Genomic DNA, 23,992 nt, shown 5'->3' with positions numbered 1-23,992 from the left:
AGAACCTGGGCTTCACGGTAACATTGGCCTCACCGGAAGCTTCCTGACCTCCCCTTCTTCACACAGAAGACGCAGCTTTTTTAAAATCACTTGAGCTGCGCCTACTTTCGTGCTGTCTTTTTTGGTTCTCTACTATGAGTTATTTTCAGGGTAGTTCAATCTATTGTAAGCAGAGCATGATATCGTTGCTATTAGGGTAGCACTAATTTAGCTACACCCTGAAATTGCCGCTCGATCGATTAGTCAAGATCGCGCTCGCGATAATACTGAAGAGATGCTCAGCCCGTGGCGCGGACGAGGGCTGGTTGCTTAGCCACGCAAGCGCTGCAGCTAACGAGAACAGATCATCACCATCCATATCGGTACGCGCCAAACCTTCTGCCTGGGCACGAGCGAGAAGCTGCGTGCCTGCTGTGCGCATCGTCATGCATGAAGCGTGGAGCGCGGACTCCGGGTCCTCTTTGGCTGCCATCATCACGTCCACAACTCCTTGATAGTTGCCCGTGAATGCAACGACGTCGCGTAGCCACGACACGAGTGCATCATCGGGTGAACTCGCAGTTTCGAGCTCACGTGCCTTTGTCGTAAACTCGTCGAAGCTTGAACGGAGCATAGCTTCGAGCAGCGCCTCTCTCGTCGGGAAATGACGATACAGTGTGCCGAGCCCGACACCAGCTCTGCGAGCGATGTCGCGCAGCGATGCATCGACGCCGTGCTCGGTTACAACGACGTTCGCGACTGCGAGTATGTGCTCATAGTTTTTCTTTGCATCGGCTCGCATAGAATTCCTCCTTGACAATCGGAGCGGTGCTCCGTATAATCATAAACGGAACAGTGATCCGATTATGTGGAGCACTGCTCTGGTAAGTATAACTCATCTACATGAAAGGAGAAAGCAAGATGTCTACAGATACAATGAAGGCGATTCGTCTGCATGAATTCGGCGGCCCTGAGGTACTGCGTTACGAGGATGCGCCGCTTCCCGAGCTGAAGCCAGGTGAGGTGCTTGTCCGCGTTCACGCGGTTGGCATCAACCCCCCCGACTGGTACCTGCGCGAGGGGTATAAGGATCTTCCTCCTGAGTGGCAGCCGGCGGTGTCCTTTCCCTTCATTCTGGGGTCGGACGTGTCGGGCGTCGTCGAGGCGGTAGCCACGGATGTGCAAGGCTTCTCCATCGGCGATGAGGTTTTCGGCATGGTTCGCTTTCCTAGCATGGGAGAGAGCGCTGCTTATGCCGAGTACGTCGCCGCGCCAGCGTCGGATCTTGCACTCAAACCGGCTGGCATCGATCACGTGCACGCCGCAGGGGCGCCGATGGCAGGTCTCACCGGATGGCAGTTCCTGATTGAGCTCGGGCACAATGAAGCGAATCCGTTTCAACCGGAGTCGCATCGCCCGGTGCCGCTGGGCGGCAAGACGGTACTCGTCAATGGTGCTGCGGGCGGCGTGGGACACTTAGCGGTGCAGTTGGCTAAGTGGAAGGGTGCGCACGTCATCGCGGTGGCATCGGGCAAGCATGAGTCGTTCCTGCGCGAGCTCGGTGCCGACGAATTCATCGACTACACCAAGAGCCCTCCCGAGGACATCGCCCATGACGTTGATCTCGTCCTCGATACCCTCGGCGGTCCAACAACCGGTCGTTTCTTGCGTACACTCAAGCGTGGCGGCGCTTTGTTCCCGGTGTTCTTAGGCTTCTCCGACGCCGAGGAAGCCGCAAAGTTGGGCGTCACGGTATCGTTGACCCAAGTGCGCTCAAACGGCCCGCAGCTGGCGGAATTAGGGCGCTTGCTCGATGCTGGGACGGTTCGCGTCGCCATCGACAGCACGTTTCCACTTGCCGATGCTCGCAAGGCGCATGAACGAGCCGCCGGTGGGCACATTCAAGGCAAGATTGTACTCACGGTCGTGTAAGGAAGACAGCTCGAATGATTATCGCACTCCTCTTGGAACGTCGCAAAACTTTACGACGTTCCAGAGCGAGGACCGCGAATGAGCTTTGAAGAATTATGCTAACTTATTTATGAGAAAAGGATGAACAACAATGGTTCTACTCATGGGTTACGTTCACCTAAATCCGTCGGATGTGAATGAGTTCACTGCAGACGTTCAGGCTGTCGTTTCCAGCACGAGAGCTGAAAAGGGATGCCTCTTTTATGCCTTTACTTTGGAAGATGCGCGCGCCGGACGCATGCTGACTGTTCAGCGGTGGCAAGATCAAGAATCGCTGACTGCCCATGTTGAAAGACATGAGTCGGCGCCGTTTTTAAAAAAGTGGGGAAACAGGATGAGAATGGACATTCTAAAATATGATATCTCGAACGAGCGCTCGTTCATGGAGTAAAAGAGGTTGGGTAGACCGGGGAATTCCCCCCAGTCTCTCACAGAACAGAATGTGAAGGTCTCCCTTCATTCGGCTCTTGTTATCCAATCGCGGACAGTAGCCCTATTTGCCACTGGTAAAAGAGATAAGGGCTGCTCATGGCAGCAGAAGTAAGAAGGATCCGCCGCGGATCCTTCTGCTTTGTATTGAACTAAAGTACCCGTCCCTCGGTATTAATGGTTTTTCTTGACGAGGACAACCTTAGCGGTAGAATCAGATTGCGTGCTCGGTCCGCTCCGCAGACCTCCGCGCGATCGAACCCAACTGTCCTCTTTCGGATCGGGGCGACTCCCGTTGAATTTGCTGACGAGGTATATTCGACGAGGACAACCTTAGTGGTAGAATCAGATTGCGTGCTCAGTCCGCTCCGCAGACCTCCGCGCGATCGAACCCAACTGTCCTCTTTCGGATCGGGGCGACTCCCCAAACTTCTCCACCAACAAAAAAACACTGACCTCGTGCGGTCAGTGTTTTTATGGTGGAGGCGAGGGGAGTCGAACCCCTGTCCGAAGACAACGCCACATAGGCTTCTACGGGTGTAGTTCCAGTTTTGATGTCACCCGAGCAGCGCCCCGGAACCGGCTCTGCGTCGGGTCAGCCTGATTGTCTTCTTCAGCTAGCCCCAGGCGGAGACTAGACAGCGTATCCCACTAAAGTTGAGCCCTAATCCCGCCACATGGGCGATGGAGAGTTAGAGCCTGGTGACCGTTATTAGGCGGCCAGAGCCAGAGAAGGTTGTTTGTTTGCGATTATTCGCTTTCCGCGTTGTTGAAGCAGTCGCAGCCCTACTACCCGCTACCCATGCTCGAACTGTCCCCGTCGAATCCATAAACGCCCCCGAAGCTGATTCGCGGCCGCCCACCAGCGGCTCAAGAATCCAAGGGCGCTTCGATCAACAGCCAATCGAAGCATGAACTAGCTATAACTATTATACCACACAAACGCCATCAAAACCGTGTGATTGTTGCTGGTAACCCTGCCATCGGTTAATTGCTGACCTTCTGCTTCTCCCGAAGAATCCGCTGAATGTCCCGCTGCGCGTCTTTCTTGGCAGCATCGGCGCGCTTGTCGTACTGCTTCTTGCCCTTACCCATGCCGATCAGTACTTTGGCGTAACCGTTACGCACATACACCTTCAGCGGCACGATGGTGTAGCCTTCGCGCTTCGACTCCCCGAGCATTTTGTGAATCTGCTGCTTATGCAGCAGAAGCTTCCGTGCCCGAGTGGGATCGGAGTTGTGGCGGTTGCCTTCCTCGAACGGACTGATGTGCATGTTGTGGATGAACATCTCGCCGTTCCTTACCGTGCAGAACGTATCGCTAAGATTCGCTCGGCCGCGGCGCAAAGATTTGATTTCCGTACCGGTCAGCACCATTCCCGCTTCGTAGGTCTCTTCGATGAAGTAGTCATGGGAAGCTTTTTTGTTCTGCGCCAACGGCTTGTCAAACTGGTCTTTGTTCTTGCTGCCCACTTTCCTTCTCCTCCCCTACGATTCGTATCAGGCATGACGCCGGAGATTCATTATAGCACGCCACTGCCGGCCTTCTCAATTGCCGCTTTCATTTAAGCCGAGACTCGGACTGTCTCTAACTATATTTTGCGAAATTACAATGTGACTTTGAGGTGTGGGGCACTCTGTAACTTCATTTTGCGAAACTACAGAGGGTGATTCGTTGGCTGCGGGGACTTAAGGGCGCTGTAATTTCGCAAATTGTCGTTACAGCGCTCTTGCTCGCTTCATATGGTCTTGCAATTTGGCAAAATGTAGCTACAGCGCATCAGACGGCTTGCCGAATAACTTATGGCCAGAGTCAACTTCAGTCCGCCACACCCAAACATTTCGCGATCAGCGCCATTCGGATATACAAGCCATTGTGCGCCTGGCGGAAGTAAGCGGCACGCGGATCGGCGTCCACTTCTTCGGCGATTTCACCGGCGCGCGGCAGCGGATGGAGCACAATCGCTTCCTTCCTCATCCGGGACAACAACTCGCCGTCGATAATGTACTTGCCCGAAGCCTTCTCATACTCTTCAAGCGAAGGGAACCGTTCCTTCTGAATGCGCGTCTGGTACACGACATCTACCGACCCGGCAACCGCGTTCAAATCATGCGTCTCCTGATAGCGGATGCCTTTTCCGTCCATGTACCGCTTCACGTTCGCCGGAATTTGCACATTCTCCGGTGCGATGTAGTAAATCATGACGTCTTGATAATTGGCCAACATGTAGCTGAGCGAATGAACCGTTCTTCCGTACGCGAGATCGCCCACCATCGCAATTTTCAGCCCGTCGATCCGGCCGAATTCTTTATTGATCGTATAAGCGTCCAACAGCGCCTGCGTCGGATGCTCGCCCGCCCCGTCGCCCGCGTTGATGACGGGAACTCCGGTCACCGCCGCCGCCCGCTTCGCGGAGCCGATCTCGGTATGCCGCATGACGATGACGTCGCTGTATCCGCTGATGATGCGGATCGTGTCCTCCAGCGTCTCGCCTTTGATCGCCGACGAGAACTGCGCGGCGTTCTCCGTGCCGATTACGCTGCCGCCAAGCCGATGCATGGCCGATTCGAACGACAGCCGGGTACGCGTGCTCGCCTCGAAGAACAATGTAGTCATGATACGCCCGGCCAATCTCCGATCTCCGCCTGCCGCCACGACGTCTTCCATCTCCCGCGACGCCGCGAACAACCGTTCCAACTCCGCACGGTCAAACTGCTTGGCTCCCAACACGTGATACAGCTTGCGATCCATTACAACGCCATCCTCCCCGCTCATCCGTACACTATTCTCTATCCTATAAGATCGCTCTCTAATTGTAAAATGGCATGAATCCCCGTCAACCGCGCACAAAGGACCAGCCAAACAGCCGGCTGGTCCCCGAAACTTATTCTTTACGCTTCCGACGCTTCTCCTGCGGCTGCTCGCCACCGCCACCGCCACCGCCACCGCCAGCGGAACCGGCGCCGCCGCCGGATCTCCGGCCGCCGCCTTCGCGGCGCTTGGATTTCCGCATTTCGGCCAGCGCTTCGCTCTCGCCGCCGTCATCTCGAAGGCCATTGCCGGAAATCGGCAGGCCCCACATATCGAGCGAACCCGCGCGCTTCTTCGGCTTGCTGGCCGGCGCATCCGCCTTCGGCCCGCGCCCGCCGCCGGCTTTCGGCGCTGCCGCCGGCTGCACAGCCACCGTCGGGCGCTCACTGCCGCGGCCCTTGCGCCGCTTGCCGCCGCCGCGCTCTTCGCGCACGCCCGCAGCCGGAGCCTGGCGCTGACTGGCTGCCCCGGCAGATGCTCCACCGCGTCCTCGCTTCTTGCCCCGCTTGCGGTCGAATCCGCCGCCACCGCCGCCTCCCCGCGCGTCCACCCAACTCATTTTGCCGGCGCGGCGCGGCTTCATGTCGACCATCTCGAAATCGATCGTATGGTCTTCCATGTTGACCCGAGCGACCCGGATCTTGACCTCGTCCCCGATCCGGTACACCTTAGAGGTCCGCTCTCCGATGAGCGCCATATGAAGCTCGTGGAAATGGTAATAATCGTCGGTCAAACCGCTTAACCGGATCAAGCCCTCGACGGTGTTGTCCAGCTCCACGAACATGCCGAAGCTGGTGACGCCGCTAATAATGCCGGAGAACTCCTCGCCGATCTTATCCAGCATGAACTCGGCTTTCTTCAGCTTCTCCGTATCCCGCTCCGCGTCCACGGCGACCCGTTCCCGCTCCGAAGACTGCTGTGCAATATCCGACATACGGGGCGCCAGCGCATCCACGCGCACGTCCGGCAATGTGCCCCCATTTTCCAACACTTCCCGAATTACCCGATGGATGACCAAATCGGGATAACGCCGGATTGGCGATGTGAAATGGGTATAAAATTCAGCCGCCAGTCCGAAATGCCCCAAGCTTTCCGCATCGTATTTCGCCTGTTTCATCGACCGCAGCATCATGGTGCTCAGCACGGTCTCTTCCTTGGTGTCGCGAATTTCCTCCAACAAGGTCTGCAGCGCGCGCGGATGCACGTTGTTGCCTTTGCCTCGCACGGCATAACCGAAATTCGCCGCGAACTGCACGAACTGCTGCAGCTTCTCGCTGCTCGGCTCCTCATGGATCCGGTAAATGAACGGCACCTTCAGCCAATGAAAATGCTCCGCCACCGTCTCGTTTGCCGCCAGCATGAATTCCTCGATAATCTGTTCGGCGATGGAACGCTCCCGTTTCACGATGTCAACGGGCTTCCCTTCCTGGTCCACGATGACCTTCGATTCCTGGAAGTCGAAATCGATGGCGCCGCGCCGCATCCGGTGCTCCCGCAGCCCTAAGGCCAGCTCTCGCATCAGCCGGAAGTTCTCCACCAAATCGGAATAACGCTCCATCACTTCCGGATCTTCATCCGTCAAAATTTTGCGCACGTTCGTGTACGTCATGCGCTCCTTCGTGCGGATCACGCTCGTGTAAATATCGTGACGAACCCGTCTCAACGTTCCCGGTTCGAATTCCATCTCACAGGACATCGTGAGACGGTCCACTTGCGGATTCAGCGAGCAAATCCCGTTGGACAGCCGGTGCGGCAGCATAGGAATCACTCGATCCACCAAATACACGCTGCAACCGCGGTTGTAGGCTTCCTGATCGAGCTTGGACTTCTCCCGCACATAATAGCTGACGTCCGCGATGTGAACGCCGAGCAGGTAATTGCCGTTCGGCAGCCGCTCCACGTTCACGGCGTCGTCCAAATCTTTGGCGTCTTCGCCGTCGATCGTCACAATGACGCGCCCGCGCAAATCGCGCCGTCCTTGGCGCACAATTTCTTCCTCGGTGATCGAATCCGGTGCCGTTTCCGCTTCCGCCATCACATCATCCGGAAAGCTTTCCGGCAGCGCGTGCTTGCGGATAATGCTCAAAATATCGACGCCCGGATCGTCCTTATGCCCGAGAATTTCGACGATTTCGCCTTCCGCGGCGGACCGCCCTTCCGGATATTTCACAATGTTGACGACGACCTTCTGGCCCGTCACCGCACCTTTAAATGCTTCCTGACGGATGAAAATATCCTTGTTGATCCGTTTATCGTCCGGAATGACGAATCCATAACTTTCGTGGTTCTCGAACAACCCGACGACCTGCGTGACCGCCCGTTTCACAATGCGTACGATCTCGCCTTCCATCCGCTGCCCGTTATCGCTCTTGGTTGTGACACGAACGAGCACGATATCCCCGTTCATGGCGCCCTTCATATCGTTGGCGTGGATATAGACGTCCGGATGATCCGGTTCATCAGGCAGCAAAAACGCGAATCCCTTAGGATGCGATTGAAGGCGTCCGCGCAGCAAATTCATCCGTTCCGGCACACCGTAACGATCGGTACGGGTCATCAAAATTTTCCCGTCGTTCTCCATTTCGGTCAGCATGCGCAGAAACGTTTTAAAGTCGTCGGCATTATCGATGCCAAAATGCTTCTCCAGCTCCTGGTACGTCATGGGTTTGTAAGCCGTCTCGCGCATAAAGTCGAGCAGCTCCTGCTCCGTACACATCGGCATCCGCATCACCTCGTCCTATGTATAGTATACACGCAATGATTCCGAGGCAACCGGACTTCCGGACCTCCACCGCGTCAACGCACAAAAAAAGCAGGAAGCTTGCGCTTCCTGCTCGTCGGTTCGTTCATTAGCCTTTTACGAAATAAGCGACCACCAAGGCGAGGATAAAAAATCCGACCGCCAGACCGATCGTCAGACGCTGAAGGAACAAGTCCAGTCCGCGTGCCTTCTGCTTGCCGAACAAGTGCTCGGCACCGCCGGAGATGGCGCCCGACAGACCCGCGCTCTTGCCGCGCTGCAGCAAAACAACGGCAATCAGACCCAGCGAGAAAATCACGAGCAATATCTTAAAGAAAACTACCACCGCTTCCACCTCCCGAGTGCCGAAACACGATGAACTCTACAAAAACAGTATTTTCATTCTATCACACAGGCTGTTCGGTTGACAACCGTTCGCATTCTCCGGAAATTTCCGTCAACACCCCGCTCGCTTTAGAAGAAATCGAATAAGTAAGGCTGCACAAGCGGGACGCGCCGTTCCAACAACGCAGCCGACTCCGGCGCACCTTGCAAACGTCCAGTACGCTGAAGCATGCGCGGACGCAGGTTTCCTGCGAGCATGACCGTTAACGTTTGAATATCCAGCGACACAGCCGACGTTCCGCCGTCCCCCGCAGCACGGGTCACACGTTCCAGCGCCGCTTTACCGGAAGGCTCGATTCGCAGCTGAAACAATCCCTCATTCCAAGGCGCATGGCCATCCTCGAGATGCAGTAACAGCTCATCCGTCCGGTCCGATTCTTCAAAACGATACTGGCCGACGAACGCTTGCGCGTCTACTATCCGCGACATGAAGTGGCCTGTTACCTCCTGCTTCAATCGGGGCTCCGGCAGCAAGAACGGCAGCGGATCGTCCGCGGGCACCGTCATCGTAAGCTGATCCGCCATGGAATCGTGGTTGCCCGCATAACTCCAAAGCCCGATTCTCGCCTCCTCGGTCAAAGCCACCCACTCGAACACCTTCATGTGCTTGTCCTTCACTTGATAAAGCATGTACCCTTCCGCCTGCCCCGACGGATTGGAATACACCGCCGCCATTTGCGCCTTGAGCGCACGGCTGTCCCACCAGTAGCGGTCCCTGACCAGCATGCCGTCATATCGCGCAGCGAACGTTTGGTAAACCGGGTCCAGCAACTCCATGCTTTTCTCTACCAGCTTCACCGTGCCGGCCGTGTCGCGGCGCGGTGGGAACCAGCGGGGTTCGATCGTATACTGCTTTTTCTGCGTCATCATTTCATAGCCGTACTTCCGGTAAAAAGCATATGAAAACGGATAAAGCGCGCTTATACTTTGCCCCTTGCGGCGCATCTCTTCGAACGAATGCGTCAACAGCCGGGCAATGCTTCCCTGGCGCCGGCTGTCCGGCCAAGAAGCAACGCCCGCCACGCCGCCCATCGCCAGCTTCCGCCCTCTCAGCCAGATTTCGAACGGCAAGATGAATAATGAAGACAACATTCGGCCATCGTCCCCGAAAAGGCCATAAACGTCCTCCGGCCGAAAGTTTTTCCGCTGCTGTTCCTTGTCCTCCGGAGATACCGCATATTGAAACGCAAATTCCGATAACGCAACCCTGTCATCGAAGTCCTCGATCGTTAAGTTCCGGATTTCCGCCATGCTGTCAGCCACTCCCCCTGCTCCCATTTCCATCCATCATAACGTACGGCCCAGCCATAAGAAAAGAGCCCGGCTTCTTCAGCCAGGCCCAGCCATTCCAAACCGTAATTACAGCATACCCCGCTCACGGAACCAGGCAAAGTTCAGCTTGGCGCTCTCGAGGGAGCCGACATCGTAATGCTCTTGTTCGATGATGATGTATTCGACGCCCGACTTCTCGCACGCTGCCAGCGCCGCGTCCCAATCGACGGTTCCGCGTCCGATTTCAGTGTCCACGCCGTCATCCTTGAAATCCTTCGCATGGACGACCGGCACCCGGCCTGCGTATTTCTCGATATAAGCGGCCGGATCCTGTCCTCCGACCTTCACCCAGCCGAGGTCAAATTCCGCGAACAGCTTGTCCGCCGGAATCCGTTCCAGCAGGCGGTCGATGACCAGCTTGCCGCCGACCGATTTGAATTCGAACGCATGATTATGATAGCCGAAACTCATGCCTGACTTCGTGACGATTTCGGAAGCCTGCTCCAGCACGTCCGCCATTTTCGCCACATCGTCCTCCGTGGGCGATTCCGGCAGCGGGAACCACGGTATGATGAACCGCTTGATGCCGAGTTCCAGGGCATATTCGACCTGCGTCTGGAGGTTGTCCTTCCACTTGTCCGGCTGATCCATCGTCAGCCCGACATGAGCGGACGGAGCGTTCAGCCCGGCGTCCGACAGCGCGGCGCGCAAGTCCTTGGCCGATACTCCGTAATAGCCTGCCAATTCCACGTTTTTGTAGCCGATATCCGCAATTCGCCGGATCGTCCCCAGAAAATCCTTCTCGCTCAGATCGCGTACCGAGTACAACTGAATGCCGACTTGAGGTTTGCTCATGGAAACATGCCACCACCTTCATGGGTTAGCCCGCCACATGGGCGCGCTTTCATCTATACCCATTATAGGCAGAAGTGGCGCTTCGAAGCGAGGATGGTTTTTGCCTTATTTATATGCCATTTGGATGAGCGCCAAGAGAAAGAGCGCCGCAATCGCTGCGGCGCCCTCGTCCTCTTAAAAACCTTTATACTGCGGTTCTTCCTGCTCCAATTGTTGAACTCTGGACTCAATCTGCTGCAAAATTTGCCCCGTTTGGGTAGCGGCATCCGTAAACATTTGCTTGGCTTCCTGGTTTTGCGTATTGAGTGCGAACTGCTCCAGGCTCGCTTGCGCGCTTTTCAAGGATGCGACGGTGGTTTTCACTTGGGTTGACACGGTCATGCGCGAGATCACCTCGTTTTTGGGAAAGTGCGGTCCAGAGTAATTTGTCCATCATCGAACGGCGTATTCATGCAAAAATGGTGTGTTAAAAAATGGGTTCCTGAGGAAACCTTGTGAGGGTACGAAATTCGACGGGAAAGAAGGTAACTCGTTATGCCGGACTGGGTCCAGATTCTGTTTCGTTCGCTTGGCGCACTGAGTGTGCTCTTCCTGTTCACGCGGATTTTGGGCAAAAAACAAATTTCCCAGCTATCGTTTTTCGAGTATGTGATGGGAATCACACTGGGTGAGCTGGCGGGATTCGTTTCCACGGACATCGAAAAGCACTATTTTTACGGCATATTGGCCATGTCCGTCTGGTTCTTCATCCCTTTCTCCATGGAATGGCTGTTGTTAAAAAGCCAAAAGTTACGCATATGGTTCGAAGGCAGAGGCACCATTCTGGTGAAAGAGGGCAAAGTGTTAGAGAGCAACTTGAAGAAGGAGCGGCTCAGCGCCGACGAACTGATGGAACAGCTGCGGGGGAAAAATGTATTTAACGTAGCGGATGTGGAATTCGCGGTCATGGAAACCAACGGGAAGCTCAGCGTGCTGCTTAAGAAATCCAAGCTGCCGCTTACAGCCAGCGATGTCGGGATCAAAACGGTGAACGAGGTCGAGCCTCAAGCCGTCATTATTGACGGTAATATTATGACCGAGCCTTTATCCACTCTCGGCTTGAGCCCCGGCTGGCTGAAGACGGAGCTGCAGAAAGTCGGAGTCGCGCCCGAAAACGTGTTTCTCGGGCAAGTCGACGCCTACCAGCAGCTCTATGTGGATTTGTATGACGACAAACTGAAAGTCCCGCTTCCGCAGGGCAAAGCGCTGGTCATGGCCACACTGAAGAAAACGCAGGCCGATCTCGAGCTGTTCGCCCTCTCCGCCAAAAATCCGGACGCCAAAAAGATGTTCGAAAACAACGCGCAGAGTCTGGACAAGCTGATCCGGGATCTGAAGCCTGTTTTACAAGGTTAAATTCTTATAGAGTGAAGGATCTGCGGTCCCTTCATTTTTTCTTGCCGTTTCGCATGGCGGCCAGCAGCTTCACGCCTTTCCGGCCGCCATCCGCAAACTCGCGGTACTCGGAAGACTCCATCGCGTAAAGCGCCAGTTTCCCTTCCTCGTTAAAATGGATTCCCCAGCCATACTTTTTCGGCAGCATGGACGCTCTCAAACACGCCATCGGTTTGCTGAAAAACTGCTCCCGGATTTCCTCCCGCCGCGCCGCCAGCTCCTCCTGCGGAATCTGTTTGTGCCGTACGTGCACCTCGAACAGAAGCTCTTCCTGCGTGTACTTGTACGGACGATCGGCAGCCAGCTCGAATTCGATGCCCGGCTTCGTTTTTCCATCCTTCTTGTCCTTAGGCACCGTACCTGTCTCCACCGGACAATCCGGCGCCACCGTAATGAACGTGTTGTAATAATTCAGCTCCATCCAGTCGCACCTCTCTTCGCATTCTTATACTTCTATTATAACTTTGTTAAAATAAAACAAACAGATAGATGGGAGCCGGCGTTTTGGATTACATCGTATTGGATATCGAATTTAACGGACGGAAGTTTGCCAGCGATTTGCCGATGGAGGTCATCGAGATCGGTGCGGTGAGACTGGATTCCTCTTTGCGGCTCGTGGACGGGTTTTCCTCTTTGATCAAACCGGTGTATTTTTCGAAATTGAATAACTTTATCAAGAAAAAAACCGGAATCCCTCAGGAAGATATCGACCATGCCGAAGGTTTTCCTCAAGTCATCGCAGCCTTCAGAGCCTGGCTGAACCGGAGCGAAACGTTCCTTCTTGTTACGTGGGGCGGCGAGGATTTAAAGCGAATCGTGTTCGACACCCGCATGCACAAATTGAATGACGCCGATTGGCTCGCCGCCTCTTACTTCGACTTGCTCAAAGGATATATCCGCTATAAAAATGTCACGAACGATGTGAGCGTGGAAGCGGCGCTTGCGGATCTCGGAATCTCTGCGGAAGGTTCCGCCCATCGCGCATTGGATGACGCACGCATGACAGCGGAAGTGTTCCGCAAACTGTTCGCCGAACTGGACTTGGAACGGACGCAGCAATATAAAGACACGTATACAAACTCCAAGGAACGCCGGTTGGTGAAAAGCGCCGTTCGCACCATGATGAGACAAAACAAATCACCGGATTGGGACCAGTTCGTGGAACATTATTTGACGGGGAAAGTCGATCTCACGGATCGAAGGAAGGCTGCCGAATTGAAGGCGTATTTTGCAGAGGAAATGAAAACGTCGGGAGAGAAGCGGCCATGAGACTCGTATCTTGGAATGTGAACGGACTAAGGGCTTGCGTGAACAAAGGCTTCAACGAATATTTCAAAGAGGTGGACGCCGATATTTTCTGCGTTCAGGAGACGAAGCTGCAAGAAGGACAAATCACCCTCGATCATGGCGAACAATATCGGCAGTATTGGAACTATGCGGAGAAAAAAGGGTACTCCGGGACCGCCGTATTTACAAAGCAGGAGCCGCTGTCGGTGCGGTACGGAATGGAAGAGGAAACCGAGCCTGAGGGACGCATCATCACGCTGGAGTTTGACGCTTTCTATTTGGTCAACGTCTATACGCCAAATGCGAAGCGCGATTTATCCCGGCTGGACTACCGGCTGGAGTGGGAGGACCGGTTTCTCCGCTACCTTCAAGAGCTGGATGCGCGGAAGCCCGTCATCGCCTGCGGCGATTTGAACGTCGCCCACCAGGAGATCGATATCAAGAACTGGAAGTCCAATCGGGGCAACTCCGGCTTCACGGATGAGGAACGAGGCAAAATGACCGGATTGCTCGAGGCCGGCTTCATCGATACGTTCCGTCATTTCTATCCGGATCGCACAGACGTTTACTCTTGGTGGTCGAATATGCCGAAAGTGCGGGAGCGGAACGTAGGCTGGAGAATCGATTATTTTCTGGCTTCCGCCAGACTCGCTCCCATGCTGACGGATGCTCGGATCGACTGTCATGTGACCGGCAGCGACCATTGCCCTGTTATTTTGGAAGCGGAGCTTTGAACGTAAATAAGGCCGGAACTCCTCCCCTGAGGATTCCGGCCTTCCTTGTAGGGTATATTAACCTCTCTTCTTACGTGTCATAACGTCGAAAATGACCGCTGCCGCCAATACGCCGCCGCGGATCATGTATTGATAGGAGATGCCTACGCCTAGCAGGTTCATGCCGCTGGACAACGAAGTCATGACGAGCGCACCGATGATGGAGCCGGTGACTTTGCCGACACCGCCGGCCGCGGAGACGCCGCCTACGTAAGCCGCTGCGATCGCGTCCAGTTCGAACAGCGTACCGGCGGTCGTCGTCGCGGAATGCAGACGGGCCGTGTACAAGATGCCGGACAACGCGGAGAGCATGCCCATCGAACCGAACACGATGTAGGTGATCTTCTTCACGTTAATCCCGCTCAGGTGAGCGGCTTCCGGGTTGGATCCGACAGCGTAGATTTGTCTGCCGAGTACGGTCTTGGTCGTGAGGAAATGATAGATCACAACAACGGCCATCACGATGATCACCGTCCAGGAGAAGCCGTTGTAACCTGCGATAATCCAAGTAATATAGGCGATGATAGCCGAGACGAACAAGATTTTTAAAGTGAAAATCGGGATGGAAACGACTTCAAACTGGTACTTCAGCTTATTTCTGCGATTGGACATTTCGGAATAAATATAGAGCAGGATGGCGACTCCGCCGAGTATGAGAGAAAGCAGGCTCAACCCGCCAACCTTCGCAATCGCCGGGATATATCCGTTGCCGATCGCGTTGAAATGGTTGTCCTTGACGATAATCGTGCCGCTGCCTTCCGTTACCCTGAGCAGTGCCCCGCGGAAAATCAGCATCCCTGCGAGCGAAGCGACGAACGATGGAATGCCCACCGACGCGACGAGCACGCCATTGAACATGCCGGCCACGACGCCGAGTACGAGGATGATCGGAATCGTCAGGTAGAACGGAACCCCTGCCTGCGTAAGTAAAATGGCGGCTATTGCGCCCAGAAACCCGGCCGCAAAACCGACGGACAAATCGATGTGTCGGATCACAATGACCAGCGTCATGCCAACTGCCAATACGGCAATGAAGCCCATTTGATCCAACAAGTTGCTGATATTGCGGGAGGACATGAAGAGGCCGTCCGTCATGATCGAGAAGGTCAGCATGATGACGAACAGGGCGATGTACATGCCGTAATCCCGGATGTTCTCCTTGATTAGCGTCCTTGCTTCATTGAAAACATCCCGGATGTTCTCCTTGATTAGCGTCCTTGCTTCATTGAAAACGGTCATAGGTGCTCCTCCTATTGCGTAGCGAATTGCATGATTTTTTCCTGGTCGGCTTCTTCCGCGGGCAGCTCGCCCTTCAGCTTCCCTTCGGCCATGACATAGATGCGGTCGCTCATCCCGAGAACCTCGCCCAGCTCGGACGAGATCATGATGATGCTGAGACCCTCGCTGATCAGCTTGTTCATGATTGAATAGATTTCGAATTTGGCGCCTACGTCGATGCCGCGCGTGGGCTCATCCAGAATCAACAATTTAGGGCCGACGAACAGCCATTTGCCAAGCGATACCTTCTGCTGGTTGCCGCCGCTGAGCTTGCCGACGATCTGCTCGACGGACGGAGCTTTCACGTAGAGGGACTGCTTGTACTCGTTGGCGACCTTCACTTCTTCGTTGTCATTGACCCAACCGCGCGAGGAGATGCCTTGCAGGTTCGCCGCGGTGATGTTGCTTTTGATATCCTGAATCAGGAACAAGCCGTCGCCTTTCCTGTCTTCCGTGACATAGGCGATTCCCGCTTCGATCGCGTCGCTCGTATGCTTGAACGTGACGGGGGAGCCGTCGACGAACAAGTCGCCTTTCAGTTTATAGGACCTGGGATTACCGAAGATGCTGAGCGCAAGCTCCGTCCGTCCCGAGCCCATCAAGCCGGCTATCCCGACGATTTCTCCTTTTTTCACGTGCAGGTTCACGCCGCTCACAACGTTACGGCCCGCTTGGGGATCGTATGCAGACCAATCCTTGATTTCCAGAATCTTGTCGCCGAACTGTTTGTTCGTTCTCTTGGGATAAATGTCTTCGATATCGCGCCCGACCATGTTTTTGATAATGACGCTCTCGGAGATTTCGCCTTTCGCAGCGTCCAGCGTGCAGATCGTCTTGCCGTCGCGGAGAACCGTCGCCTTGTCGGCGATCGAGATGACTTCTTTGAGCTTGTGGGAGATCATGATGCAGGTAATGCCTTGATTCTTCAATTCTCGCAGCAGCTCAAGCAGGTTTTCGCTGTCGTTCTCATTGAGGGCCGCCGTCGGCTCATCCAGAATGAGGAGTTTGACGTCCTTGCTCAGTGCCTTCGCGATTTCCACGAGCTGCTGTTTGCCGACCCCCAGGTTTTTGACCGGCGTTTCAGGATTGACGTTCAGCTTTACTTTCTTCAGCATTTCCTTCGCCTGAACGATCGTTTGGTTCCAATCCACGAAAGCTCCGCGCTTCACTTCGTTGCCAACGAAAATGTTCTCGTACACAGACAAGTCCGGGAACAACGCGAGCTCCTGGTAAATGATGACGATGCCGGCTTTCACGCTGTCGCTGATTTTGCCAAACGTTTGCACCTCGCCGTTGTAGACGATATCGCCTTTGTACGTCCCATAGGGATAAACCCCGCTGAGCACTTTCATCAACGTAGACTTGCCCGCCCCATTCTCGCCGACCAGGCAGTGGATCTCGCCTCTCTTGACTTTGAAGCTGACGTCGCTGAGCGCTTTGACACCCGTGAATTCCTTGGAGATATTGTTCATCTCTAAAATGTAGTCGCTCATGTTTTGCACTCCTTACCCCACAACGGTTGCCTTAGCGGAAAACGGAATAGTGATAGACGCGAATCTATCACTATTCCATGCGGATTATTTACGGTTGCGTCTTGCGGCTTACAGTCCCTTAAAGTCTTCGGCTTTGTAATATCCGGACTCTACCAGTTCTTTCTTCACGTTGTCCTTGTCGACCGTGATAACCGGAGTTTGCTTCGCTTTTACTTTGACTTTTTTGTTGTCATATTCGCCGGTCGTCTCAGGCGTATTGCCGTCAAGCACATCGACTGCCATGCCCATTGCGTCTTTGACGAGCGTCCGAACGTCTTTGAACACGGTCATCGATTGCTTGCCGTCAATGATGTACTGGATGGAAGCTTTTTCCGCATCCTGACCGGTTACAACGTAACTCGTAACCGCGCTGTCGGAAGCGAATACGTCGGCGATGGAGCGGGCGGTGCCGTCGTTCGGCGCCAGGATCAGAACGTCGCCTTTGGCGTCGGCTGCAGCAGCCGTAAGGTGCGTTTGCGCTTTGTTTTTCGCCTCGTTCGCATCCCAGTTCGTCGTGACTTGGCCGATGATTTTCGCCATTTCGTCGCGGCTGAGTTCCGCTTTGTCTTTCAGAGCAACAGCTTCGCTGGAGTTCGCGATTTTGAACGTGCCGTCAGCGATTTTCGGCTGCAGCACTTTCCACGCGCCTTCGAAGAACAGGAACGCGTTGTTGTCGGAAGAGGCACCTGCGTACAGGTACAGCGGCTGGCCGTTGCCTTTGGAGTGGTCGATCAGGTATTGCGCTTGCGCAGCGCCTACCTGGAGGCTGTCGAACGTAACGTAGTAGTCGACTGCGTCAGTGTTCGTAATCAGGCGGTCATAAGAGATAACCGTGATGCCTTCCTTCTTAGCGGCTTCTACGGCAGCAGCGGCCGCATCGCCGTCTTGCGGGCAGATGATAAGAACTTTGATGCCTTTGCTGATCAGCGTATCGACGTTTTCTTTCTCCTTCGCGGAGGAACCCTGGCTGAACAGGATTTCGGTCGTGTATTTCGTACCGCTGAGCGCGTCTTTGAAACGCGTCTCATCCTGCACCCATCTCGGCTCGTCTTTCGTCGGCAAAACGATACCTACGCTGACTTTGCCGCTTCCGCTTTTATTGCCGCATGCCGCAACCAGTGCCGCGAACAGCATCACGACCATCAGAAGAGCAATCGTCTTGAAGCTTCTTTTCATTCTGGGGACCCCTTTCGGAAATGGATAAATTGGGTAACACGACCAATATATCATCGCCCGAAAGGATTGTAAGCGCTATACAATAGTAACTTTTTACAAACGTCTATACTTTTTTGACACTGGCGGTTATTTTTTTACGTTCTTATAGACGTCCTCACGGGAATGGAATCCGTCGGCGATAATCGTGTCATCGATGTTCGTTTTATCCACGGCAATCGGCGGAAGCAGCACGGACGGCACTTCGATTTTTCCGTTGTTCACTTTCCGGTCGGCTCCGGCGCTTTCGCCCTTGGCCAGCTTGAGCGCAAGCTCTGCCGCCTTCTCGGCCAGCCGCTTGATCGGCTTGTACACGGTCATCGTCTGCGTGCCCTCGACGATGCGCTGGGCGGCCGCAAGCTCCGCATCCTGCCCGGCTACCGGAACGCGTCCAGCGAGCCCCTGCTCCTTCAAGGCTTCAATGGCGCTCCCCGCCGTTGCATCGTTGGCGGCGATCACCGCGTCGATCCGGTTTCCGTTGGCTTTGAGCGCCGCTCTCATGTTGGCGAGCGAATTCGCGGTCAGCCAGTCCTTCGTCCATTGGTCGTAGACGACGGTAATGTCTCCCTTATCGATCGACGGCTGCAGGATCGTAAACACGCCTTCCTTCATCATATGGGCATTGTTGTCCGTATCCGCGCCGCCGATGTACACATATTTTCCTTTGGGCACCAATCGCGTAATGGCTTGCGTCTGAAGCTTCCCGACCATTTCGTTGTCGAACGACACGTACAGGTCAATGTCGGCGTTCTTGACCAGACGGTCATAAGCGAGCACTTTAATACCGGCGGAATGGGCTTTTTTGACGATGGCCGCCATGGCCTCGGCATTATGGGGCACGACGACCAGGACGTCAACGCCCTGGCTGATCATTGTCTCGGCTTGCGAGATTTGCTGGGCATCGTCGCCGTTCGCCGCCATGATGACCACTTCGGCGCCGAGCGATTCCACCGCGGCCTTGAACAGGTCGCGGTCTTTCAGCCAGCGCTCCTCCTTCAAAGTATCCATGGAGAAGCCGACCTTGATCTTGTCGTCTTTGCCTGTGGACGGGTCGCCGCCGATCCCTCCGCGGGGCGAGGCTGCTGGCGTCGGTGCCGGCTCGTTCACCGCGCCGTTGCCCGTGCACGCCTGCAATAAGCTAGCCAGCAGCAGAGCCAGGGCCATTCCGAGGAATGAGACGCGCCCCAAGCCCGTCTGTTTCCGTATCCGCATCCGTTTCTCCCCCTTCGCTTCGAACTCACCGGCCGCTCATCCCTTTTTCCCCAGCAGCATTTTCCGGTACTCCGTCGGCGACACATCGCATATTTTCTTGAATACTTTGCTGAAATAGTTTGGATCATGGTAGCCGACCTCGAACGTGATTTCCTTCATGCTCCGGTCGGGATCGGCCATCAGCTTCTTCGCCTTCTCGATCCGGCATTCGGTGAGGAAATCGATATAGTTGACACCCAGCTGTTCTTTGAACATTTTACTGATATAGAAAGGGCTCAGGCTCACTATCTTCCCGATCGTTTCCAATGTGACGTCTTGGTGGGAATGCTCGACGATATATTGCTTGATTTGCTGGATCGAGTCTGGCGCAATACGTTCCTGATAAGATACGAATAGTCGCTGCATGCCGCCCAGCAGCTGACCCGTTTCGGCGTGCAGCTGCCGGTAATCCTGAGATTGGTAAGCAAACAAGGGCGTGTCAATCTCGATTCCCATCTCTAGCAACACCCGCGACACAATCCAAAGCAATCCGAGAACGCGTTGTTGGGCTTGCAGCAAATCGACGCCTTCATTCTCGAACCGCCGGATAAATTCCATCACATCCGCACGGACTTGCTCCCAATGACCGAGCCGGATCCGGTCGAAGAACTGCTTTTCCGTCTGTTTGGCCGACTGGCCGTCATTCGCGAGGTTGAGAACCGGCGTATCGGCGTAGAATCGGTACTTGACCGGCAGAGACGGATCCATGGACGCGATGAGCGCCTCCTGATAAGACTGCCGGATCTGCTCCAGCGAGGCGCAGACGTTTCCGATGCCGACGAACCAGCCGGTTCCGGCCACTGCTCCAGCCACGGACAACAGGTCGCGCGCCATGCCGACGGCTTGGGAACGATACGACTTGTCCGAGTCCCGAAACGCGATGACCGGAATTTGGCGGCCGTACAGCGCACCGACCCAACCGCTCCCCGTCTGCCTGACCTTCTCCTTGACCGCGGAATACACGCCTTCCGATCCCGGCGGCAGCAGGACGGTCATCGCGAACTTCTCGTTCGAGGTGCTGACGCCGAGCAATCCAACCAGTTCGTCCAGATGGACCTCATGAACGTGATCGAACAGCAGCTGGGTGACGACGTCGGTCTCGACAACCGGCAGCATCTTACGGAGAGCGTCGCGCTGCAGATTGCTCGCGATGCGCGATTCACGCTCCTCTTCGATCAGTTTCAGCACTTTCCCCACCGTATCGACAATCTCGCTCGCCTTGCTCGGCTTCAGCAAATAATCCTTCACGCCCAGCTTGATTGCTCTCCGCGCGTAGTCGAAAGTATCGTACGCCGTTACCATAATGAATTTGACGTCCGGATCTTCGGCGCCGATGATTTCGACGGCTTCCAGACCGCTCATCCCCGGCATCTTGATATCCATCAGGATCAGGTCCGGACGAAACCGCTTCACCAAATCGACGGCGATTTTCCCGTTCCTCGCCTGCTCGAAGACCAGGTCGGGAAAACCATTGCGCAGAATCGCCATCAGACCTTCCCGCTCGATCTGCTCGTCATCCACGATCAAGAGCTTTATCATCCTCTTCGGTTCCCCTTGTTTTCGGTATTTTCATGCGGACCATCGTTCCTCTGCCTGTTTCACTCTCGATCTCAATGACGTCGTCTAGACCATAAAAAAGCCGGAGCCTTCGAACGACGTTGCTGAACCCGATCCCCGTGGAATGACCTTCCGAATCCACCGGGTGCTCCTCCAGGATTTGCCGGATTTTATTCTCGGGCATCCCCGGTCCGTCATCTGTGATTTCGATCGTGACCCGCTCGCCGTCGTTCCGGATGCGGAATCGGATCGTTCCGCCTTCCTCGCTGGGTTCGACCGCATGAATGACGGCATTCTCCACGATCGGCTGCAGGGTTAACCCGGGGATTTGCACGTAGAGGCAAGATTCATCGATATCCGAATGGAATTGCAGCCGATCGGTGAACCGGGTTTTCTGGATTTCCATGTACTGGCGCAGCACTTTGACTTCTTCATAGAGCGTGACGGACCGGTCCAGCCGTTTCAGGTTGTAACGCAACAAGCCCGCGACGCTCGCCAGCAGGTCGCTTGTTTCCTCGGACCCTTCCAAGTAAGCCTTCTTGGACAGCGTATCCAGCGTATTGAACAAAAAGTGCGGATTGATCTGACTTTGCAGACTGCGAAGCTGGCTCTCCCGCAGCAGAAGCTTGTTCTGCTGCAGTTCATTCTCCAGCTGCGCCTTCTGCTGGATTTCAACAATCAAGTTATTGATGTTGATCCGCATGCGGTCGAACATCTTGGCCAGAAAGGAAATTTCGTCATTGGACGCGACCTCGACCTGCAAATCGAACCGGCCGCGGGATAGTTCCTTCGCCGCCTGCGTTAATTTCAGCACCGGCCGCGTAATGCTCAAGGAAAACCAGTAGGTGAACAGGAGCAGCAGGAACGTGATCGTCAAAAGCAGCCAAATCCCGAGTTCGTTGAGCGCCTTCGACTGCTCGATGATACCGCGGTAGAAGCGGTCGTACGTTTTCAGATCCTTGTCGAGCAAGGTCAGCGTCATGTCGGATATGTATTTGGAGATGCGCGTCGCTTCATCGAACGCCTTGACCGAATCCTCGGTATCCTTCTCCGTAAGAAACATGTGCGACCGATCCGTCGTCTCCACGAGACTGTCGATCAGGTTCATGTAATTGGTAAGCGCGAAATCGTTCTCCGTGTTTCTCAAATCGAAAATTTGGAGCTTCACCTTGCGCAGCTGCTGCTGGCTCCGTTCCAACTGGCTGAGATTGTCCTGGGACGACGAGAGCAAGTAGTTGTTGAGCGCCGTGACCGCCTGTTGGCTGGCCTGAGACACTTCGTTCATCCGCAGGTAACGCTGCAGAATTTCGTTGTAATGGTCCTGCGTTTTCTGGTTGTAATAGGTGAGAGTGGTCCAGATGACCACCATGATGAACAGGACGATACCGGCTAGTGACCATATTTTCTTCTGGATGCTGTTCATGGCTTTGGCGTTCCCTTCAGCATCCGGATATCGGTGAAATAGCCTTCGGTGTGAAGCGGCATCATTTCGCCGCGCAGCCATTTGGTGAGGAGGTCGATGCTGAGCCTGCCCATCGCTTCCGGCGATTGTCCGATCATGCCGTCAAGCTTCCCTTGATGGAGCAGCTCAGCCGTATCCGGGCTGTCGTCGAACGAATAAATAAAGTAAGGCTCAACCCGCGCGCGCCGGCCGATTTCATGGATCATAGCATCCGCAAGGTTCGCGTTGACCGCGACGAAAGCGTCGGCTTCGGGCAGCCGGTTCATCAGGTCCTGCGTTGCGGCGATGATGTGCTCCCGCGTGTCAGGCGTTTCCGCGTATTCCATGCGGACGTGCGGATATTTCTCCAACACTTCCTTGATCCCGCTGAGCCGCTGCTGCTGATAATACTCGTGGCGGCTGTCGCCCAACAAGATGACGATGCCCGATTCGCCCATATCCGAGATCAACTGCTCGGCGATCATGCGCCCCGCCTTGTGCTGGTCCGAGCCTACATACGTTCTACGCAGACTGTCGGCCATGGGGACGTCGTTGGCGACGGTCACGATGGGAATCCCGTAGAACGCCGCCTTTATTTTCGTCAAATCCTTGAATTCATCCGTATCCAGACCCTGTACGATAATGCCGTCCACTTTGGCGTCGATCGCGATCTCGATTTGCTTCAGGAAATCTTCTTGGTTCTTGACGTAGCTTCCCCACACTTCGATGCTGGCTCCGTCCCGCCCCGCCTGTTCCTTGGCGCCTTTGCCGACTTTGACCCAGAATGGCGTCTCCAGTTCTTGCGTGATGAGAACGAGGCGGTATTGCGCCTGTTTCTGAACCGGGGTCTGCGGCAGCTGCCATTCGGAGCGGAATACTTTGTCGGCAGATATCCAAGTGAAATACATCAGAACGACGCATACGAGCCCGAGAATAAAAATAACCGTTTTCCGCAAGGGAATGATCTCCGTTTCCTGAATAAACTCGGCGACCGCCGGCCGGCTGACGGACCGGGAAGCGATCACCGCTGTTTGGCTATGGGAGAGTTCGACAAATTCCAGCAGTTTCCCTGCAATCTCCTCTCGACTCCATTGGAAATGTGAAATCACAGCAAAACAAATAACTCTCTAAATGGTATAATTTAGAAAGATTGAGTTTAGGAGGCATTCGCGGATGAAAAATCGTTCCGTACCGACCGATGGCATTCTACCGCACATTTATTACGAAAATACAGACGATGCGCTCACATGGTTAAGGGAGGTGTGCGGTTTCGTCGAGCATTATCGCATTGAGTTTCCCGAAGGACAGCTCCACGGCGTTATGACGCATCATGGCGGCTCCTGGATCATGCTCAAAAACTCGGATCGTACGCGGACATGCCCGGCTGAGTCCGGTGTTGCGACGCATTCGCTCATGGTGGTCGTCGAAGATGTTGATGCACATTATCACCAGGCGAAATCGTTAGGTGCTAAAATCGTGCAAGAACTTTTCGACACAGAATACGGGGAGCGTCTGTATTCGGTTCTGGATCCGGAAGGTCATTTATGGGAGTTCTCGCAGCACATCCGAGACGTTCATCCCCAAAGCTTTGGAGCGAAGCTGGCTGAGTAGCACACGCACCATCCTCCGCAATGGGCCAATACCAATAAGACCACAGATCCGTACATATATGCCGATTACAATAAGGCCGGGACACTCCTGAAGGGGAGTTCCCGGCCTTATTTGCGGCAAGCTTATTCTCTGTTGGTTTCCAAAAACTCGCCT

Annotated in this window: 22 protein-coding genes and 1 other RNA gene; 6 read left to right on the top strand and 17 right to left on the bottom strand. The window is 54.9% G+C overall.

The features are described from left to right. Positions 1 to 211 precede the first annotated feature (211 nt). Positions 212 to 781 (bottom strand): TetR/AcrR family transcriptional regulator, encoded by a 570-nt coding sequence (locus tag E5161_RS18935; protein ID WP_136779451.1) that lies wholly within the window; start codon positions 779 to 781, stop codon positions 212 to 214. A 119-nt stretch (positions 782 to 900) separates the two neighbouring features. Between E5161_RS18935 and E5161_RS18930 the strand changes: the two genes are divergently transcribed. Both E5161_RS18930 and E5161_RS18925 read left to right on the top strand, forming a co-directional pair. Then, entirely contained in the window at positions 901 to 1,911 is a 1,011-nt protein-coding gene (locus E5161_RS18930; protein WP_136779450.1) for an NADP-dependent oxidoreductase, read from the top strand. A 130-nt stretch (positions 1,912 to 2,041) separates the two neighbouring features. Continuing rightward, positions 2,042 to 2,341 carry a putative quinol monooxygenase gene (locus E5161_RS18925; protein WP_136779449.1) on the top strand — a complete coding sequence of 100 codons (300 nt, stop codon included), beginning with the start codon at positions 2,042 to 2,044 and terminating at the stop codon, positions 2,339 to 2,341. A 515-nt stretch (positions 2,342 to 2,856) separates the two neighbouring features. Here the strand turns inward: E5161_RS18925 and ssrA are convergent. From ssrA to E5161_RS18885, 8 genes are all read right to left on the bottom strand, one after another. Continuing rightward, positions 2,857 to 3,219, bottom strand: a transfer-messenger RNA (tmRNA) gene (ssrA, locus tag E5161_RS18920). Between the two features lie 147 nt (positions 3,220 to 3,366). Further along, positions 3,367 to 3,852 (bottom strand): SsrA-binding protein SmpB, encoded by a 486-nt coding sequence (gene smpB, locus E5161_RS18915; protein WP_136779448.1) that lies wholly within the window; start codon positions 3,850 to 3,852, stop codon positions 3,367 to 3,369. A gap of 346 nt (positions 3,853 to 4,198) precedes the next feature. After that, complete coding sequence (gene pyrB, locus E5161_RS18910) at positions 4,199 to 5,131, bottom strand: aspartate carbamoyltransferase (RefSeq protein ID WP_136779447.1); 933 nt, start codon at positions 5,129 to 5,131, stop codon at positions 4,199 to 4,201. Between the two features lie 133 nt (positions 5,132 to 5,264). Further along, positions 5,265 to 7,907 carry a ribonuclease R gene (gene rnr / locus E5161_RS18905; protein ID WP_136779458.1) on the bottom strand — a complete coding sequence of 881 codons (2,643 nt, stop codon included), beginning with the start codon at positions 7,905 to 7,907 and terminating at the stop codon, positions 5,265 to 5,267. Positions 7,908 to 8,040: 133 nt separating this feature from the next. Next, positions 8,041 to 8,277 (bottom strand): preprotein translocase subunit SecG, encoded by a 237-nt coding sequence (gene secG, locus E5161_RS18900; protein ID WP_136779446.1) that lies wholly within the window; start codon positions 8,275 to 8,277, stop codon positions 8,041 to 8,043. Between the two features lie 128 nt (positions 8,278 to 8,405). Beyond that, on the bottom strand, positions 8,406 to 9,587 hold the full coding sequence (locus tag E5161_RS18895) for a GNAT family N-acetyltransferase (protein ID WP_169306764.1): 1,182 nt from the start codon (positions 9,585 to 9,587) through the stop codon (positions 8,406 to 8,408). A 108-nt stretch (positions 9,588 to 9,695) separates the two neighbouring features. After that, positions 9,696 to 10,463, bottom strand: a complete 768-nt coding sequence (locus E5161_RS18890; protein ID WP_136779444.1) for a sugar phosphate isomerase/epimerase family protein — start codon at positions 10,461 to 10,463, stop codon at positions 9,696 to 9,698. Positions 10,464 to 10,637: 174 nt separating this feature from the next. Further along, complete coding sequence (locus tag E5161_RS18885; protein WP_136779443.1) at positions 10,638 to 10,844, bottom strand: DUF1657 domain-containing protein; 207 nt, start codon at positions 10,842 to 10,844, stop codon at positions 10,638 to 10,640. A 153-nt stretch (positions 10,845 to 10,997) separates the two neighbouring features. Between E5161_RS18885 and E5161_RS18880 the strand changes: the two genes are divergently transcribed. After that, a complete protein-coding gene (locus E5161_RS18880) occupies positions 10,998 to 11,858 on the top strand; it encodes a DUF421 domain-containing protein (RefSeq protein ID WP_136779442.1) in 861 nt (286 codons plus the stop codon). A gap of 31 nt (positions 11,859 to 11,889) precedes the next feature. Here E5161_RS18880 and E5161_RS18875 read toward each other — a convergent pair whose 3' ends face one another. After that, on the bottom strand, positions 11,890 to 12,318 hold the full coding sequence (locus E5161_RS18875; protein WP_136779441.1) for a DUF6157 family protein: 429 nt from the start codon (positions 12,316 to 12,318) through the stop codon (positions 11,890 to 11,892). 83 nt (positions 12,319 to 12,401) lie between these two features. Here E5161_RS18875 and E5161_RS18870 point away from each other — a divergent pair, with 83 nt between their 5' ends. Together E5161_RS18870 and E5161_RS18865 are read left to right on the top strand one after the other, a co-directional pair. Next, entirely contained in the window at positions 12,402 to 13,166 is a 765-nt protein-coding gene (locus tag E5161_RS18870) for a 3'-5' exonuclease (RefSeq protein WP_136779440.1), read from the top strand. After that, complete coding sequence (locus E5161_RS18865) at positions 13,163 to 13,918, top strand: exodeoxyribonuclease III (protein WP_136779439.1); 756 nt, start codon at positions 13,163 to 13,165, stop codon at positions 13,916 to 13,918. Before E5161_RS18870 ends, E5161_RS18865 begins: the two co-directional genes overlap by 4 nt. Positions 13,919 to 13,975: 57 nt before the next feature. On the opposite strand, the gene E5161_RS18860 is transcribed toward E5161_RS18865, so the two are convergent. The 7 genes from E5161_RS18860 to E5161_RS18830 all read right to left on the bottom strand — a co-directional run bounded on the left by E5161_RS18860 (position 13,976) and on the right by E5161_RS18830 (position 23,184). Continuing rightward, a complete protein-coding gene (locus E5161_RS18860; protein WP_136779438.1) occupies positions 13,976 to 15,196 on the bottom strand; it encodes a sugar ABC transporter permease in 1,221 nt (406 codons plus the stop codon). Between the two features lie 11 nt (positions 15,197 to 15,207). Continuing rightward, complete coding sequence (locus tag E5161_RS18855) at positions 15,208 to 16,728, bottom strand: sugar ABC transporter ATP-binding protein (protein WP_136779437.1); 1,521 nt, start codon at positions 16,726 to 16,728, stop codon at positions 15,208 to 15,210. 108 nt (positions 16,729 to 16,836) lie between these two features. Beyond that, a complete protein-coding gene (locus E5161_RS18850; RefSeq protein WP_136779436.1) occupies positions 16,837 to 17,943 on the bottom strand; it encodes a sugar ABC transporter substrate-binding protein in 1,107 nt (368 codons plus the stop codon). A 126-nt stretch (positions 17,944 to 18,069) separates the two neighbouring features. After that, positions 18,070 to 19,191, bottom strand: coding sequence for a D-xylose ABC transporter substrate-binding protein (gene xylF, locus E5161_RS18845; protein WP_246042427.1), 1,122 nt, complete (start codon positions 19,189 to 19,191; stop codon positions 18,070 to 18,072). Positions 19,192 to 19,227: 36 nt separating this feature from the next. Further along, a complete protein-coding gene (locus tag E5161_RS18840) occupies positions 19,228 to 20,769 on the bottom strand; it encodes a response regulator (protein ID WP_136779435.1) in 1,542 nt (513 codons plus the stop codon). Beyond that, a complete protein-coding gene (locus E5161_RS18835) occupies positions 20,744 to 22,210 on the bottom strand; it encodes a sensor histidine kinase (RefSeq protein ID WP_136779434.1) in 1,467 nt (488 codons plus the stop codon). The genes E5161_RS18840 and E5161_RS18835 overlap by 26 nt, the downstream gene beginning before the upstream one ends. Next, positions 22,207 to 23,184 carry a sugar ABC transporter substrate-binding protein gene (locus E5161_RS18830; protein ID WP_136779456.1) on the bottom strand — a complete coding sequence of 326 codons (978 nt, stop codon included), beginning with the start codon at positions 23,182 to 23,184 and terminating at the stop codon, positions 22,207 to 22,209. The genes E5161_RS18835 and E5161_RS18830 overlap by 4 nt, the downstream gene beginning before the upstream one ends. Positions 23,185 to 23,401: 217 nt before the next feature. Here E5161_RS18830 and E5161_RS18825 point away from each other — a divergent pair, with 217 nt between their 5' ends. Then, positions 23,402 to 23,839 carry a VOC family protein gene (locus E5161_RS18825; RefSeq protein WP_136779433.1) on the top strand — a complete coding sequence of 146 codons (438 nt, stop codon included), beginning with the start codon at positions 23,402 to 23,404 and terminating at the stop codon, positions 23,837 to 23,839. The last annotated feature ends 153 nt before the right edge of the window (positions 23,840 to 23,992 follow it).

Origin of the sequence: Cohnella pontilimi (assembly GCF_005049045.1) — a bacterium.
GTDB classification, from domain to species: Bacteria; Bacillota; Bacilli; order Paenibacillales; family Paenibacillaceae; genus Cohnella; species Cohnella pontilimi.
This window is presented reverse-complemented; position numbering and strand designations above follow the sequence as displayed.

Bases quoted from the DNA above. Each gene is read 5' to 3' on its own strand.
- E5161_RS18935 (WP_136779451.1), bottom strand. From the start codon at position 781: ATGCGAGCCGATGCAAAGAAAAACTATGAGCACATACTCGCAGTCGCG.
- E5161_RS18930 (WP_136779450.1), top strand. From the start codon at position 901: ATGTCTACAGATACAATGAAGGCGATTCGTCTGCATGAATTCGGCGGC.
- E5161_RS18925 (WP_136779449.1), top strand. From the start codon at position 2,042: ATGGTTCTACTCATGGGTTACGTTCACCTAAATCCGTCGGATGTGAAT.
- pyrB (WP_136779447.1), bottom strand. From the start codon at position 5,131: ATGGATCGCAAGCTGTATCACGTGTTGGGAGCCAAGCAGTTTGACCGT.
- rnr (WP_136779458.1), bottom strand. From the start codon at position 7,907: ATGTGTACGGAGCAGGAGCTGCTCGACTTTATGCGCGAGACGGCTTAC.
- E5161_RS18895 (WP_169306764.1), bottom strand. From the start codon at position 9,587: ATGGCGGAAATCCGGAACTTAACGATCGAGGACTTCGATGACAGGGTT.
- E5161_RS18890 (WP_136779444.1), bottom strand. From the start codon at position 10,463: ATGAGCAAACCTCAAGTCGGCATTCAGTTGTACTCGGTACGCGATCTG.
- E5161_RS18885 (WP_136779443.1), bottom strand. From the start codon at position 10,844: ATGACCGTGTCAACCCAAGTGAAAACCACCGTCGCATCCTTGAAAAGC.
- E5161_RS18880 (WP_136779442.1), top strand. From the start codon at position 10,998: ATGCCGGACTGGGTCCAGATTCTGTTTCGTTCGCTTGGCGCACTGAGT.
- E5161_RS18875 (WP_136779441.1), bottom strand. From the start codon at position 12,318: ATGGAGCTGAATTATTACAACACGTTCATTACGGTGGCGCCGGATTGT.
- E5161_RS18865 (WP_136779439.1), top strand. From the start codon at position 13,163: ATGAGACTCGTATCTTGGAATGTGAACGGACTAAGGGCTTGCGTGAAC.
- E5161_RS18860 (WP_136779438.1), bottom strand. From the start codon at position 15,196: ATGACCGTTTTCAATGAAGCAAGGACGCTAATCAAGGAGAACATCCGG.
- E5161_RS18855 (WP_136779437.1), bottom strand. From the start codon at position 16,728: ATGAGCGACTACATTTTAGAGATGAACAATATCTCCAAGGAATTCACG.
- E5161_RS18850 (WP_136779436.1), bottom strand. From the start codon at position 17,943: ATGAAAAGAAGCTTCAAGACGATTGCTCTTCTGATGGTCGTGATGCTG.
- xylF (WP_246042427.1), bottom strand. From the start codon at position 19,191: ATGCGGATACGGAAACAGACGGGCTTGGGGCGCGTCTCATTCCTCGGA.
- E5161_RS18840 (WP_136779435.1), bottom strand. From the start codon at position 20,769: ATGATAAAGCTCTTGATCGTGGATGACGAGCAGATCGAGCGGGAAGGT.
- E5161_RS18835 (WP_136779434.1), bottom strand. From the start codon at position 22,210: ATGAACAGCATCCAGAAGAAAATATGGTCACTAGCCGGTATCGTCCTG.
- E5161_RS18825 (WP_136779433.1), top strand. From the start codon at position 23,402: ATGAAAAATCGTTCCGTACCGACCGATGGCATTCTACCGCACATTTAT.